The sequence below is a fragment of the Vibrio sp. 1F255 genome, assembly GCF_041439145.1.
Classification (GTDB): Bacteria; Pseudomonadota; Gammaproteobacteria; order Enterobacterales; family Vibrionaceae; genus Vibrio; species Vibrio crassostreae_C.
This window is the reverse complement of sequence record NZ_JBGONQ010000008.1, coordinates 109,252-124,717: the sequence shown is the minus strand read 5'-3', so window position 1 is coordinate 124,717 and position 15,466 is coordinate 109,252. Positions and strand designations below refer to the sequence as shown.

The 15,466-nt window shown below is 45.6% G+C and carries 12 protein-coding genes; all 12 read right to left on the bottom strand.

From position 1 onward, the window contains the following. Nucleotides 1–23: 23 nt before the first annotated feature. Nucleotides 24–1,043, bottom strand: a complete 1,020-nt coding sequence (astA, locus tag ACED41_RS07295; protein WP_017061116.1) for an arginine N-succinyltransferase — start codon at nucleotides 1,041–1,043, stop codon at nucleotides 24–26. Nucleotides 1,044–1,150: 107 nt separating this feature from the next. After that, nucleotides 1,151–2,362 carry an aspartate aminotransferase family protein gene (locus ACED41_RS07290; RefSeq protein ID WP_371724721.1) on the bottom strand — a complete coding sequence of 404 codons (1,212 nt, stop codon included), beginning with the start codon at nucleotides 2,360–2,362 and terminating at the stop codon, nucleotides 1,151–1,153. A 464-nt stretch (nucleotides 2,363–2,826) separates the two neighbouring features. After that, nucleotides 2,827–3,405, bottom strand: a complete 579-nt coding sequence (locus ACED41_RS07285; RefSeq protein WP_009848915.1) for an aminodeoxychorismate/anthranilate synthase component II — start codon at nucleotides 3,403–3,405, stop codon at nucleotides 2,827–2,829. A gap of 200 nt (nucleotides 3,406–3,605) precedes the next feature. Further along, complete coding sequence (locus ACED41_RS07280) at nucleotides 3,606–6,200, bottom strand: ExeM/NucH family extracellular endonuclease (RefSeq protein WP_371724720.1); 2,595 nt, start codon at nucleotides 6,198–6,200, stop codon at nucleotides 3,606–3,608. A gap of 385 nt (nucleotides 6,201–6,585) precedes the next feature. Next, nucleotides 6,586–7,602 carry a tryptophan--tRNA ligase gene (gene trpS, locus ACED41_RS07275; RefSeq protein WP_371724719.1) on the bottom strand — a complete coding sequence of 339 codons (1,017 nt, stop codon included), beginning with the start codon at nucleotides 7,600–7,602 and terminating at the stop codon, nucleotides 6,586–6,588. A gap of 150 nt (nucleotides 7,603–7,752) precedes the next feature. Further along, nucleotides 7,753–8,439, bottom strand: coding sequence for a phosphoglycolate phosphatase (locus tag ACED41_RS07270; protein WP_017061120.1), 687 nt, complete (start codon nucleotides 8,437–8,439; stop codon nucleotides 7,753–7,755). A gap of 102 nt (nucleotides 8,440–8,541) precedes the next feature. Beyond that, on the bottom strand, nucleotides 8,542–9,216 hold the full coding sequence (gene rpe / locus ACED41_RS07265; protein ID WP_010435263.1) for a ribulose-phosphate 3-epimerase: 675 nt from the start codon (nucleotides 9,214–9,216) through the stop codon (nucleotides 8,542–8,544). Between the two features lie 200 nt (nucleotides 9,217–9,416). Further along, entirely contained in the window at nucleotides 9,417–10,265 is an 849-nt protein-coding gene (locus tag ACED41_RS07260; RefSeq protein WP_017061122.1) for a Dam family site-specific DNA-(adenine-N6)-methyltransferase, read from the bottom strand. A gap of 69 nt (nucleotides 10,266–10,334) precedes the next feature. Continuing rightward, nucleotides 10,335–11,852, bottom strand: a complete 1,518-nt coding sequence (locus tag ACED41_RS07255) for an AAA family ATPase (RefSeq protein WP_017068836.1) — start codon at nucleotides 11,850–11,852, stop codon at nucleotides 10,335–10,337. Nucleotides 11,853–11,931: 79 nt separating this feature from the next. After that, nucleotides 11,932–13,020, bottom strand: coding sequence for a 3-dehydroquinate synthase (gene aroB, locus ACED41_RS07250; protein WP_371724718.1), 1,089 nt, complete (start codon nucleotides 13,018–13,020; stop codon nucleotides 11,932–11,934). 25 nt (nucleotides 13,021–13,045) lie between these two features. Continuing rightward, nucleotides 13,046–13,564 (bottom strand): shikimate kinase AroK, encoded by a 519-nt coding sequence (aroK, locus tag ACED41_RS07245; protein WP_017061125.1) that lies wholly within the window; start codon nucleotides 13,562–13,564, stop codon nucleotides 13,046–13,048. Between the two features lie 176 nt (nucleotides 13,565–13,740). Then, nucleotides 13,741–15,459 (bottom strand): type IV pilus secretin PilQ, encoded by a 1,719-nt coding sequence (locus tag ACED41_RS07240; protein WP_371724717.1) that lies wholly within the window; start codon nucleotides 15,457–15,459, stop codon nucleotides 13,741–13,743. Nucleotides 15,460–15,466 lie beyond the last annotated feature (7 nt).

Sequence of the window (15,466 nt, the reverse complement as noted above, 5' to 3'; positions counted from 1 at the left end):
TCTTCGACAGATAATCGCCGCTCTTATTGAGCCAACATGCGAACGAATTCGCCTTCTTTTACTTCAAGAGCGCTTGCTACTTCAGATGATAAAATCACTGTGTCGCTTGCTTGGTCATACGCACCTTTCGCGGCTACTGCGCGGAAGTTCTCAAACGAGGTATTACCAATTAGGAAGTCTTTAGAGCTAGAGTGCTCTGCAATTTGAACCTGTGCTCGAATTGAGTGACGCACAGATTCGATGTTTCTTAGATCACACTCAACCGTTGGGCCTGCATCAAAGATGTCGACATAACCACGGTTGGTGAAACCTTCACGTTCCAGCAACTTAAGTGCAGGGCGCGTATTGTCATGTACCTCTCCGATCACCGCTTGAGCTTCTTTGCTCAGTAGGTTCACGTAGATAGGTAGCTTAGGCATTAGGTCAGCAATGAAGCCTTTCTTACCAATACCGGTTAGGTAATCGGCAAGCGTGAAGTCAATCGAGAAGAAATGTTCTTGCAGCCATTGCCAGAAAGGAGAATTGCCTTCCGCATCTGATACACCACGCATCTCAGCAAAGATCGTTTTTGAGAAACGCTCTGGGTGCTCAGCCATCAGTAGGAAACGACACTTAGACATCAGTCGACCGTTTAAGCCTTTGCGGTAATCAGGACGTAAGAACAGCGTACAAATTTCGCTGCAGCCTGTGTAGTTATTACCAAACGTCAACAGCTTAACCACGTTATTCACTTTAAGGCGCTGTGAAGAGTGAACCACTTTACTGATGTGGTACGAGTAAAAAGGCACATCCCAGCCAATGGAAGCTTCGATACCCGTTGTACCAGCAACTTCGCCAGTTTCAGCGTCGAAACCCACCATTAGATAGCCTTCATCACCGGGTTCGGTCACGTCTGCTTTCGCAAAGCTGTATTCAGAATGGGTAATTCGGTTAGTTAACAATTCTTCGTTAACCGGAAGAGATGTGAATCCATGACCTGATTCAACTGCACAGGTGTGCAGCGCATCGTAATCAGACAGTTTTATTGGGCGAACAACTAGCATCAATATTCCCTCCAGATGCAAAATAGGCCCAAAACCAGAAGCTTGGGCCTTTAGCAGAACGTCATGGGATCGCTCTATTGGCGATCATTCCTATGACGCCGCTCAGGCTAAACTAGCGTAGCGATTGCTTTGTCTAGTTTTGATAAACCTTCTTCAATTTCTTGTTTAGTGATAACCAGTGATGGAGTAAGACGAACCACGTTTGCACCCGCAACCAGTACCATTAGGCCTTGCTCGCCTGCTGCTACTAATACGTCACGCGCACGCCCTTGCCATTCGTCATTCAGTGCAGCACCTAACAATAGGCCTTTACCACGAATCTCACTGAAAATTTGGTATTTGTCGTTAATCTTAGTTAGACCATCACGGAATAGCGCTTCACGCTCTTTTACGCCTTCTAGAGTCTCAGGTTGGCTAACTACGTCAACCACTGCTTCAGCTACCGCACACGCCAGTGGGTTACCACCGTATGTAGAACCGTGCGTACCAACCTTAAGGTGTGTAGCCAGTTCAGACGTCGTCAGCATTGCGCCGATAGGGAAACCGCCACCTAGAGACTTCGCTGTGCTTAGAATGTCTGGCGTCACGCCCAGACCTTGGTAAGCATAGAAGTTACCAGTACGACCATTACCTGTTTGTACTTCATCAAAAATCAACAATGCATTGTGCTTGTCACACAGTTCACGAACCGTATTCACGAACTCAGCCGTTGGAGAGATGATACCGCCCTCGCCTTGCAGAGGTTCCATCATGATGGCACAAGTGCGATCAGAGATATGCGCTTCTAGAGCGGCAATATCGTTGTAAGGTAGGTGAGTTACATCGCCAGGTTTTGGACCGAAGCCATCTGAGTAAGCTTCTTGACCACCAACGGTTACAGTAAAGAAAGTACGACCGTGGAAACCTTGTTTGAATGCAATGATTTCAGATTTCTCAGGACCGTGAACATCCGCAGCCCAACGACGAGCTAGCTTAAGTGCTGCTTCGTTCGCTTCTGCACCAGAGTTCGCAAAGAATACTTTTTCTGCAAAACATACGTCAGTTAGCTTCTTCGCTAGACGCAGTGCAGGTTCGTTAGTCATTACATTACTTAGGTGCCAAATCTTGTTTGCTTGCTCGGTAACAGCATTAACCATTGCTGGGTGACAGTGACCCAAACAGCTCACAGCGATACCACCAGCAAAGTCGATATACTCTCGGCCTTGTTGGTCCCAAACGCGTGCGCCTTCCCCTTTTACTGGGATCATTTCCATTGGGTTATAACAAGGCACCATCACCTCATTAAACAGACTACGTTCTACTTTATTTTCCACTGTCATCGTACATTCCTTCTCGATACCGCAAGCTTCGCAAATAAGCGTAATGGTTCATAAGTGAGACAAAGATATTTTGTCTCGCCATAATCCCGCTGCAGCATTATATTTACATTTAATTAACCTTTTCAATAGTAGATTATTCTTTAGCCATCCCTTACAACCAGCTAAACGTCACTACCTATGACTATTTATGCATCAATTAATCTGTTTTATGAAGCTTTTTTTACCTAAACGTATAACCAGCAACAGCAAAGCCTTACTGGCATTGCGGTATATTGGGTTCGAGACGAAATAACGCGAATAATTTTGCATAGGCTAAAAACTTAGCCTGACGAGGGAGAAATGTTATAAAAAGTGATCGGCGTCAGAGGGATGAAGACGCGTAGCGCCCGAATTTAAACGCTTAACGGGTAATGGAATACGTTAAACTGGCTTATTTAGACGGAGAAAGAGTCAAATTTAAACACTCAGCGTGCTAGGAAGTTAGCGAGAAGCTGGTGTCCTTGCTCTGTTTTAATCGATTCAGGGTGAAATTGGACGGCATCAATCGGCAAGGTTTTGTGTTGATAACCCATGATCTCATCCATGCTACCATCTTCAAATTCCGTCCAAGACGTCAGCTCAAAACAGTCTGGTAATGTGCCGTTTTTCACCACTAAAGAGTGGTAACGAGTCACAGTCAGAGGGTTATTGAGACCTTGAAAAACACTCTTCCCGTTATGACGAATAGGCGAGGTTTTACCGTGCATCACTTGTCTGGCTCTCACCACTTCACCACCAAAGACTTGAGCAATGGCTTGATGACCAAGACACACACCTAAGATCGGCAGCTTACCAACGAAGTGTTCAATCACCTGCAGCGAAATTCCCGCATCATCGGGCGTACATGGGCCCGGCGAGATAACAAGATGGCTAGGATTTAGCGCTTCGATGCCCGCAATATCAATCTCATCGTTGCGAACAACTTTTACAGTTACCCCTAACTCACAGAAATACTGATACAAGTTATAGGTAAAAGAGTCGTAGTTATCGATGATAAGTAACATGGGTCGAAATCGTTTGCTAAATACTAAAGGATTGGGAGATATAGGGGCGGTATTGTGCAATACCCATAGCGAAAGGCAAGTGGAAACTGCATTTCGCCAATAATTAAGGCCAACCTAAGTTGACCTTAATTGTTTACAGATAGCGTTAAGTTATCTGAATTGGCTTACTTGTATGGCAAGCCAATCTATTTGTGATTGAGCTACTTACGACGACGCCACATTGCTAAGCCAAATAGTGACATAAGAGCACCGAAGCCAAATGAACCGCCTACTCTTAGCTCAAGAACGGCAGGATCATGATCCGATGAACGGAAGTGATCTTGGTACTTAGGTAGGTCACCTTTGTACTCTTCGTTGTAGTCAAACAACGTCGACTCACCACCATTGATGTGCCAATCGGTAGCATCGACAACCCTATCTTTCAGGCTTTCGCTGATCAGCAGGTGGTCTAGAGCGCCAACTTCATCATTGTATGAGTAGCTCCAGCTGTCTGGGTGCTTTTGAGCCACAACATTGATATAACCGTAGTTCTTCGTAATCACCGCACCGCTATCACCAAACTGCTCAACACCATCAATGTAGGTATTACGAGCTGCTTTGATCTGCTTGCCGTATTTCTCTTCCGAGTAATCGGTTAGCACCAGCATTGGATCTTCCATGCCGTACGAGTTCATATCACCCAGGATCACTTTGTGACCTTTGATGCCATCGAGCGCTTCACCTAATGCAACCGCCGCAGCAACACGGAAGTTCTCACATGAACCTTGCTTATCGGCATCAACGCCGCCTTGGCCGCCCTGCTCAATCGGAGCAGCATCTTCCCAACACTTAGAGCCTTTCGATTTAAAGTGGTTGATCGCTACGGTGAGTTTCTCTTTGGTGCCTTTAACTTTAAAGGTTGGCGCTAACGAGTCACGCTGGTAGTTCTTACCATCTTCAATCACCTTACCTGAATCGTCTAACACCTCTGGTGCTTGCTGGCTTGGCATCGCGATAACGCGGCTGTCTTTAAGCTTCACTACCTTCTTGCGATAGATGACACCCGTTGTGATTACGTCAGTACCAATCGAGTCCATCTCGTCGGTTACACCATCTTCATTTGAATCAACTGCGACAAACGTATAACGGTCTTTCTTACGCTCAATGCGATCATTCAACTGATTCACAAGCTGTTGAATGGCAGAACCTTCACCAAAGCCGTTGTTCTCAATTTCCATCAAGCCAATGATGTCTGCATCTAAGCGAAGAATCGCGTTCACAATCTTCTCTTGCTGCATCTCAAACTCAGTGATGGTGTTCGCGCCACGGTTATTGCCGTGCTGATTCGCGTCGCCACCAAATGGAGAGTTGAAGTAGTTCAATACGTTGAAGGTCGCAATACGTAGGTCGCCTTCATCCATGTCTGGTTTGTCGGTACGCGGATCGTTACGCACATAGTTTTCAGCCGAGATCTGGTTAGTCGCAATTAAACGGTACTCACCGTAGCTGTAAGTCAGCACGCCTTCTAGGCCAACAATGGTGTCATCAATGCGGATGTAATCTTCTGTTGAACCATTTTGGTCGATATCAGTGCGGCCAAAATCTGGGTAGAAAGGGACTTGTCCATCAGCCGCTTTTTGATCGGTTTCAACGAAAAGACGGCGGTCTGCGTTGTCTTCAGTTTGCTGCTTCGCTTCGTCAGATCCCGCGGCGAAAAGCTGGTTCGGCTGCATGTTAATACGCTCATGCGCCAGTACCATGTTGTTACGACGACCTGCGTAGTCATAACCAAAGGCACGCGTCACACGCATATCAAGCGCTTCGGTTGTTTTCACCAACATGCCTTCGTAGCGTTCAAGCGTTGCAGCGAAGTTCTCGTCACTGTCTAGCACTTCAATCGCCGTAGCTTCAGGTGCCTGCTGCTCGCCCTGTTTTAGCCATTGGTTGTTTTCTACTTTCAGCTGAGTGTGGCTGTAGTATTCTTGAACCTTGCCTTTCACACACACTACATCACCGGCTACTAGCTCTGAGCTCGACTGGTTGGTATGAATAAATAGACCCTCAGAAGTGCTTGAGTTGAAATCATCCTCAAGTGCTTGCAGGTAGAAGCCTTTAGTTAGGCCTGTTGTTACCGCACTTACCACACCTTTTACGAAATATTCATCGTCGGTGATGTACGGGTAGCCATCGATGAATGGCGATGTAGCGCCCTCACCTTGGATTTCTTGAATGGTGGTGAATACTGGGTCAGAGCCATCTTGTGTACAAGTGAACGCTTCTGGCAGTTCAACGCTGTCTAGTGAACCTAGGCCTTCAATGCTGTCTTTTGGTAGCGATACCCATTGTGAAGCATCAAACGTCGCAGAAGGTGTTTGTGTCGCACGAACCAAAGTAACATCTTTGCCCCAGTCCACATCGCCCATCAAACCAACAACATCATGTACCGAGCCGTCTGAATTCAAGATAGCCAGCGGGTCGTCACCATTATGATTGGCGATAGAGGCATTAATGATGTCAGCTTGAGCTTTAATCTCATCACTCGCACTAGAATGTGCGACCACGAGTACTTCACCGGGTGCTAAAACGTGTCCATCTAAAGGTAAAGTGGCACCCCATGATCCGTTGCCATTGGCAGATTTCGCCAATGAGTAACCATCTAAACTAATGCTGCTATCGCCACTATTGGCAATCTCAACCGCTTTGTTATAGCTGCCGCCTTCCACATATTGTGAAATAAACAAATCAGCGTGTGCGCTTGTAGTTAACAAGCTACCAATTGCCACTGCTAGCAATGAAGGTTTGTGTAAAAGAGCCATCCGTTTCACCTGAGTTCATCGAGTTATAGTCACTGCCATCTATGGGCAGTCATGTATTTTGTGGTAACTATCAGGTTTATTTATGAAAGGAATAAGTCAGTTGGCAAGAAAATGAGGAACTTATCACTTTGGAATCATCAATTGTTTGGCACGTTATATATTTCCAACATATATAGAAACGAGTGTGATTTTATAAAGCTTGAGGGTACCAAATAAGATCATCTGCACAGCATTACAGCGATGGATATGCTAGCTAAATACTGGGTAAATTATCAATTCAAACAAGGGAGTTTCGAGGAAGGCAAATGGAATGGGCATGAAAAAGCCCAAAGTAAACAACAGCTACTTTGGGCTCAAATTCTCAAGCGAGTTGTGTTAGTTCACCCTATGGGCGAGTAACAAAACCTACTGCTTCGTATGCTTTTTTCAGTGTCACTGCAGCACGTTCAGAGGCTTTTTCAGCACCGGCTTTCATTACTGCGTCCATGTAGGCACGGTCAGCACGGATACGGTGATATTCAGCTTGAATCGGCTCAAGCATCTCACCCAATGCTGCGCCTACGTCTTTCTTGAACGGACCGTACATTTCAACGCCTTGGTACTGCGCTTCGATCTCTTCGAACGTTTTACCCGTCGCTGCAGAGTACAGACCCATTAGGTTAGAGATACCCGCTTTGTTTTCCCAATCGTGAGCAATGCGTGGTGGTGTTTCTGCATCGGTTTGCGCTTTGTTGATCTTCTTGATGATCGACTTAGGCTCTTCTAGCAGAGTAATCACGTTCTTACGGTTGTCGTCCGACTTAGACATCTTCTTCGTCGCGTCTTGCAGGCTCATTACACGTGCATTCACTGTTGGAATGTAAGGTTCTGGTACTTGGAAGATTGGCGTTTCAGGACCGTAGATGTTATTGAAGCGAGTTGCGATATCACGCGCTAGCTCTAGGTGTTGTTTCTGGTCGCTACCTACAGGTACTTGGTGAGCACCGTAAAGCAGGATGTCTGCAGCCATCAACACTGGGTAGTCGTATAGGCCTACGTTTACGTCGTTTGAGTGACGTGCAGACTTATCTTTAAACTGAGTCATACGGCTCAGTTCACCCATTTGTGTGTAACAGTTAAGAAGCCAACCAAGTTGAGCATGCTCTGGTACGTGTGACTGAACAAATAGCGTGCTCTTCTTTGGATCAACACCGACAGCAAGACAGATTGCTAGTGCGTCTAGAGTCGCTTCATGCAGTGCTTTCGGATCTTGGCGAACCGTAATTGCGTGAAGGTCTACAACACAGTATTGGCAATCGTAATCATCTTGCATCTGTTGCCATTGACGTAGAGCACCCAAGTAGTTACCGATACTTAGTTCACCAGATGGTTGAACACCACTCAATACGATGGGCTTGCTCATGGTTTTAATTCCTTTGCTTATTCGCTAAGTTTATTGAACGCTTAGCTTCTTAACTTAAATATAGAAAAGCCGCACAGCTCTTCTGTACGGCTCATCCAGTGTACTCATTGATAAGTATTTTGCTAGTAGGTTAGCTAACTTTTGTCCGCTTTATGCTGAAACTAGAACGACATCTAGTAATTGCGCGACGTTATCCGCGACATAGTCAGGGTTTGATGCTGAAATCGGCTCGCCGTGGTTATAACCGTAAGTCAGACCAAACGAGTGACAACCTGCATTCTTAGCCGCTTTAATGTCGTTGCTTGAATCGCCAACCATCAACATCTCTTCCGCTTTTACATTGTGCTTTTCTAGCAACCAGTTCAGAGCGACTGGGTTCGGTTTTTTCTCTGGGAAAGAGTCGCCACCCAACACATCAACAAAGTACTTATCAATACCGTGTTGCGCCAGTACGTCTGGTACAAACTTCGATGGCTTGTTGGTAACCAGCGCCATAGTGAAGCCGGCTTTATCCAGCTCAGCCAGCGTCTCTTTAACCGATGGGTAAAGGTGACTTAGCTTGTGACCGCCCTGCTCATAGAAATCATCAAACAGGATGCGTGCTTTTTTCAGTAGCTCTGGCTCTAGGCTTGGGTCAACCGTCAAGTTACGGCTGAGTGAACGTCCGATAAGAACATCAGCACCATTACCTACGTAGTCGCGAACTTGTTCTTCGCTCACTGAAGGGAAGCCCAACTCCTGACAAGCTTGGTCAGCAGCAACGGCCAAATCAGGCACGCTGTCTAACAAGGTTCCATCCAAATCAAAGGCGATCAGTTTTATTGAGCTTAATGACATCTTACTTTCCTATTTATTATGTTCGTCTTATGAGTTGAGCTATAAGACGTAAAAAAGGGGCAAATTAGCCCCTTAATATTCAATCTATCTGTAGTTTTACGATTATGCGTTTACTTTTGCAAGCTCTGCACGCATCTCATCAATCACTTCTTTGTAATCTGGTTGATTGAAGATAGCTGAACCCGCAACGAACATATCTGCGCCCGCTTCTGCGATTTCACGGATGTTATCAACCTTCACGCCGCCATCAATCTCAAGGCGAATGTCACGGCCTGACTCATCAATCAGCTTACGAACAGCACGTAGTTTATCTAGCGTGTGAGGAATGAAAGATTGACCGCCGAAGCCTGGGTTCACAGACATCAGTAGAATCATGTCTACTTTGTCTAGGATGTAATCTAAGCAAGAAAGCGGCGTTGCAGGGTTAAGAACCACACCCGCTTTACAGCCGTGCTCTTTGATTAGCTGTAGAGTGCGATCGATGTGCTCTGAAGCTTCAACGTGGAAGGTAATCATTGATGCGCCGGCTTTAGCAAACTCAGGCACGATGCTGTCTACTGGCTTAACCATAAGGTGAACATCGATAGGAGCCGTAATACCGTAGTCGCGCAGCGCTTTACAGATAGGCGCGCCAAAAGTCAGGTTAGGTACGTAGTGGTTGTCCATCACATCGAAGTGCACAACATCAGCACCAGCTGCGAGTACTTTTTCTACGTCTTCACCAAGACGAGCAAAATCTGCAGACAAAATCGATGGAGCGATTAGAAAATCTTTCATACCAAACCTCTTAAGAGTGAGTAAATTGCGAATATCACCGCCTTGTGACATCTCATATACAAATACAAGACTCAATTCCAAGACTATTTGGTGTGCAATTCTACCTAAGCAACTAAGCAGATCCTAGCAGTTCGAAAGATTAGTTTATGAAAGTACCCGTTGGTCACTCAATTTAATGAGTTCGAGGGTTATGTTGGCCGCTACAATTCTTCTGAAGCGTGTTGCTGGTTTTTCTCTTTATGAAAAAGTGCCAGTAACTCATCGACTTTATTGCGCCCTGCGCCATTACGGCTAATGGTGCGCTTAACCTTGACCACGTTCAGTTCTGCACCATGGTATAAACGGCGCGTTAAGGTGGTGTCATGGTTTGAGATCAAGACAGGGATGCCTCGTTCCATCGCTGCTTTTTCAGCAACATCCGCCAGTGCAGCTTGGTCATCTAAGCTAAAGCCATTACCTGCGTAAGAGGTAAAGTTTGCCGTGTTCGACAGTGGTGCGTATGGAGGATCGCAGTAAACCACACAGCCTTTGCGCGCGCGGCTAAAGGTTTCATGGTATCCCTCACAGACGAAAGTGGCTTTTTTCGCTTTCTCGGCAAAAAATTCCAGCTCAGCTTCTGGGAAGTAAGGTTTTTTATAAGAACCAAATGGAACGTTAAAACCGCCCTTCTTGTTGTAACGACATAGACCATTGAAGCCAAATCGGTTCATATACAAGAAAGCCAATGAACGATACATGACGTTATCTGTACCATTGAACTCAGCGCGAATATCTAAGAAGGCTTCTTTACGGTTGTTCTCAGGACAGAACCAGCGCTTCGCTTCCGTGATATAAGTTTCAGGATCGGTTTTAAGCAGGTTGTACAGGTTGATAAGATCGGGATTGATATCTGCAAGCAGGTACTGTTCAAAGTCAGTATTCAGAAATACTGAGCCGGCACCGACAAACGGTTCTACCAATTTACGAGCAGGTGGCAGGTGACGTTGGATGTCTTCAACTAGGCCATATTTACCACCAGCCCATTTTAGAAAGGCACGCTGCTTTTTCATTTACTGCTCTATCTATCAACTCAAAAATAAGGCTGCGGAATGTAACATATTTTGAGGCTAAGCTCAGGGTTATTTCGCACGTTCTATCTCTCGATGCACTTGATTCATCGATTTTGCCCAAGGTTCCAACTGTTGAAGGGGTTTTGATAACGCACTTACCGCGTCTCTCGCCACTTGAATCGTTGGGTAATCTTGATAAGTGATAATAAACCACTTGGTGTCGTTGCGAAGTGTTGGGTAAATACGAACCTTGTTCTCAAGGTCATACTCTTCAATGAAAGACTGTACGTCGTCCAATGAGGTCATCGCACTCAACTGCAAAGTATAAGCTCGCGGAGAGATAGCTTGTAACTCTTCGCGAGAAAATGAGAATGTAATTTTCTTAGTCGGTGGCGTGGACTGTGTTAGGTCTGTTGCTTCATCGGCTGAAGGCTGTGACTCCACTTTGTCTGCATCTGATTGCGAACTCACCGCGGCACCTGTGTTTTCTTCAACAGCAGCATCAATCGCACTGGTATCGGCACTTTCAGGTTTATCATCAAGCAAGGCATCAACCACATCAGAGGTGATTACGACACGCTGCTGATCTTGTTCGACTTCTCCAACACTCGCGGTATCTTCAACGACAGTCGGTGGCAAAGATGAGCTGTCGTCATCAGCACCTTGATAACTCATGTCAGCTTCGGCTTCAGAATCGTCCATTCCGTCGATTCCAGCTTGCTCGGTACCACTTTCCACTTCAAAAGTTGGGATAGCTGTCTGTTCAATCGGAGCGATAAGAGATTGCGCTTTATCGTCAGGGGTTGGTTGACTGAACATCCACCAATAACCACCACCAATTAAAATCAACAGCAAGGCCACCACAATCGCGATATTGATGGGTGAGCCAATAATTGAGCGAATAATAATCCTTTTTTCCACTTTCAATTCTCCTAAAGCCATTAACTCACCGGGCAGAGGTTGCGCTTTATTAAACGCACGTCGCACGCAAGTTTCAGACTCATCATCAACATATCGAATCACCAGTGATTCAAAGAAATGTTCAGCTTCTGGTTGCGAAAGGTCATCGATCTCAAGATCGATAGGTTTGTGTTGTTGACCGTAGCTCAAACGCGTTAATAACGTATCTAAGTGGCCAGGTTCCGAGAAGAGAACGATATTGATCGTCCATTGAGGGTTTGATTGAGCTTCCAGTACCAACATCCATAATTCGGATACCAATAGCTCAGAAAGTCGTTGGGCATCATCAACGACGATAACCACATTACACGGTTCTCCATCCAGTAACCTTGTTAGGCTATCCGATAAGGAATCATGTTGATTAAACAGGGGATCAGAAACAATTTGGCTAAGAATGAGCGCACGGCGTTGTTGATCGTCTTGGCTTGGATGACAAAGCAGTAAACACTGATTTTTTTCTGTCGACCATGCTTCAAGATAACGCTGAGCCAACCAAGATCGGCCAGAGCCAGCTTTGCCCGCCACCGTCACAAGGTTTGAACCAAAGTTAGTCAAAAGCTGTAAGCGCTCTAGCAGCTCAACTTGAGATTCTAACTCTAATACTCTTAATTCATGAGCCAAACTCATTGGGGATCCCTACTGATAAGATCGATCAGTAAAACGCTTCAGTTGCCTAGAGTTTAGCTAGGCAACCTCACAACCAAATTTAAAGAGTACGGCAGAAATCGATCGCTTGTTTAATGATGTCTTGAGGCACATCAGCAACCACTTCAGCAGTACCAATACTTGTTGGTAATACCAAACGCAACTGACCAGACAGCACTTTTTTATCGCGCATCATGTGCTTCATAAAGTCTTCAAAAGACATGCTTTCTGGCGTATGGATTGGTAGTTTCGCATTCTTGAGTATAGAAATAATTCGCTCAAGTTGCTGCTGAGAGATCAGTCCCTGTAATTGAGCTGTTTTAGCTGCCATTACAGTGCCTGACGACACAGCTTCACCATGTAGCCAATTACCATAGCCTAGTTCTGCTTCAATCGCATGACCAAATGTATGACCTAGGTTCAATAACGCTCTGATTCCTGACTCTTTTTCATCTAGAGCCACCACTTCAGCCTTAATTGCACAACAACGAGCAATCGCGGTAATCAGTGCTTCTTCATCAAGTTGATAAAGTTTCTCTAGATTCTGCTCCAACCAATCAAAGAAGGCTTCATCGTAAATGATGCCGTATTTGATCACCTCAGCAATGCCAGCTGCAAACTCACGCTCTGGAAGCGTTGATAAACAGTTAGTATCGATGATCACAGATTTCGGTTGGTAAAAAGCGCCGATCATATTCTTACCAAGAGGGTGGTTTACTGCGGTTTTACCACCAACAGAAGAGTCCACTTGAGAAAGAAGGGTCGTCGGGATTTGAATGAAATCAATACCGCGCTGGTAACAAGAGGCAGCAAAACCGACCAAGTCACCGATTACACCACCACCTAAAGCAATCACCACCACATCGCGGCTGTAATTTCCTTCAAGCATGTAGCTCATCACTGAATTGAACGTTTCAAGGGTTTTGTACTGTTCACCGTCTGGCAGCTCGAGAAGAGATGTCTGACAGCCTACTTGAGCCAATAGCGATAAAATTTTATCTGCATAAAGAGGCGCTACTGTCACATTACTGATAACAACAACTTTCTGTTTGCCTGATAAAAAAGAAAGGTACGCCGGGTCTTCAAATAACCCGGCGCCAATAGAGATGGGGTAGCTACGCTCAGCTAGATTGACCGTAATCCGTTCCATGGGTTTGCTCTCCGAAAAAATGAACTTAACGTTCTTCTAGCATTTTTACGATCTGGTTGGCTACCACTTTTGCACTTTGGTCGTCAGTACGAACTGTGTAGTCCGCCACTTCTTCGTATAGTGCGTTGCGAGATACAGCTAGATCTTCTAGCACATCACGCGGGTTGTCTGTTTGAAGTAGAGGGCGTTTCTTGTCGCGGTTAGTGCGAGCAAGTTGCTTTTCAATTGTTGTCTCTAGGTATACAACAATGCCTCGTGCAGATAGACGGTTACGGTTTTCTTTGCTCAACACTGAACCACCACCTGTCGCAAGAACAATACCTTGTTCTTCTGTCAGATCATTGATTACAGATTCTTCGCGCTTACGGAAACCTTCTTCGCCCTCAACATCAAAAACCCATGCGATGTCTGCGCCAGTGCGCTCTTCGATCACAGTGTCAGAGTCTAGAAACTCCATATGAAGTTGGGAAGCTAGGTGTCTACCAATTGTACTTTTGCCGGCGCCCATTGGGCCAACAAGAAAAATATTGCGTTTCTCAGCCATGTTTTTAGCAGTAATTTACAACGTTAATTCAATGACATCGCCACAAGGTAGGTCAGTACAAGTACTGAAATTAAAAGGCCCGTGGCACCGATTCCTCACAGATAATTCGTGATAAGACCCGAAATTATCAAGGTTAGGTGCCACTAATGCAACTTTATTTTTAATCTAATTGTTCATTACTGAATCACAACTTTGGGTGTGACAAAAATAAGTAGTTCACTTTTACCCACATTTTCATAGCTGCGACGGAACAATGCGCCCAAAACTGGCAGGTCTCCCAACAGAGGAACTTTATCCACCGTGCTGCTTACGCTGTGTTGAAATATCCCGCCAAGCACGACAGTTTCACCATTATTAACAAGCACTTGCGTACCTATTCTTTGCGTATCAATGGCGACCGCTTCACCGGTTCCAGTTTTTACCACTTGCCCTGGCCTATCTTGAGTCACGCTCAAATCCAATACCAAACGATTATCGGGCGTGATCTGCGGTGTCACCTTAAGACTCAACACGGCTTTCTTAAATGCAACCGACGTAGCGCCACTTGAAGATGACTCTAAGTAAGGAATTTCAGTACCTTGCTCAATATAAGCCGGCTTTTTATTGGTGGTGATTAAGCGTGGACTAGAAATGATTTCAGCTTTTGACTCTTGTTGCAGTGCCGACAGTTCAAGATCGAGTAAGGTATCTGAACCCAGTTTGGCCACCTGAAACGCAATACTCGAGGCGTTCGGCGATGTTGCCCCTAAATTGACGTTGAGATAGTCATCAATCACGCTGCTGCCGCTATCGTCGTCATACGGCGTAATCGCTGATGGGTGGTTACCTTCGATTGAGCCACCAACGGTGAAGCTTCCGTTGGTTGAGGAAACGCCCCAGCGCACGCCAAGCTCATCAAGATTACCCTCAGTAACCGTGACAATACGTGCCTCTATCTGTACCTGCTTCACGGGAATGTCTAACGATTCAATGATGCCTCGGATCACGGCAATGTTTTCTTCCAATTCACGAATGAGCAGTGAGTTGGTGCGCTCATCAATGGTAATCGAACCACGATCGGACAACATGCTGACCGCACCTTCACCTCCAATCATGTCAGCGATATCGGTGGCTTTAGCAAAGTTAATCTTGATGATTTCCGATTTAAGCTCCCCTAACTCATCTTCTAAGCGCGATTTCTCTAACGCTTGTTGCTCTCGAAGGTCGAGCTCCGCTTTCGGCGCGACCAAGATAACATTGCCATCAACACGCTTATCCAAGCCTTTAACTTGCAAGATAATGTCGAGAACTTGCTGCCAAGGTACGCCATCTAAGCGTAACGTCAGGTTTCCGGCTACCGAATCAGACACCACGAGATTGAAGTCGTTGTAATCGGCAATCAGTTGCAGGACATTTCGTACCGGGATATCCTGGAAGTTAATCGATATCAGCTTGCCCTCTTTCTCTAGAACGCTTTTTTCTTTGGTCGCTTCATCGAGCACCGGTTTGCTGATCACCACCTCAATAAAGCGCCCCTTTAGGTTGTATTCATACTGATAGTCATTGCTAATCGTCGCTAGAAGCCGAGTGCTTGGTGTCTCTTTATAGACTTCAATGCCTTCAACCAAGGTAGCGAAATCCTTCACATCCAGCAGGTAGAGCTTGTCATCATCAACTTGAGTATTGATTAGCTCGATACTTAACCCTTCCTGAGCTCGTTGAACATCCACCACTGCTGTGCTGGTCGCCAGCTCAATAATGATGACGGCGTCTTTATCCTTATTGACCCTAAAATCAATATTCTCCAATTTGTTCGGTAAGCTCTCGGCATGGCTGAGCACGCTAACAACCAACATCACAGACACAGCAAAACCTTGTAGAGCCTTGCTCACTAATCCACTTATTCCTTCAATCATATTTACA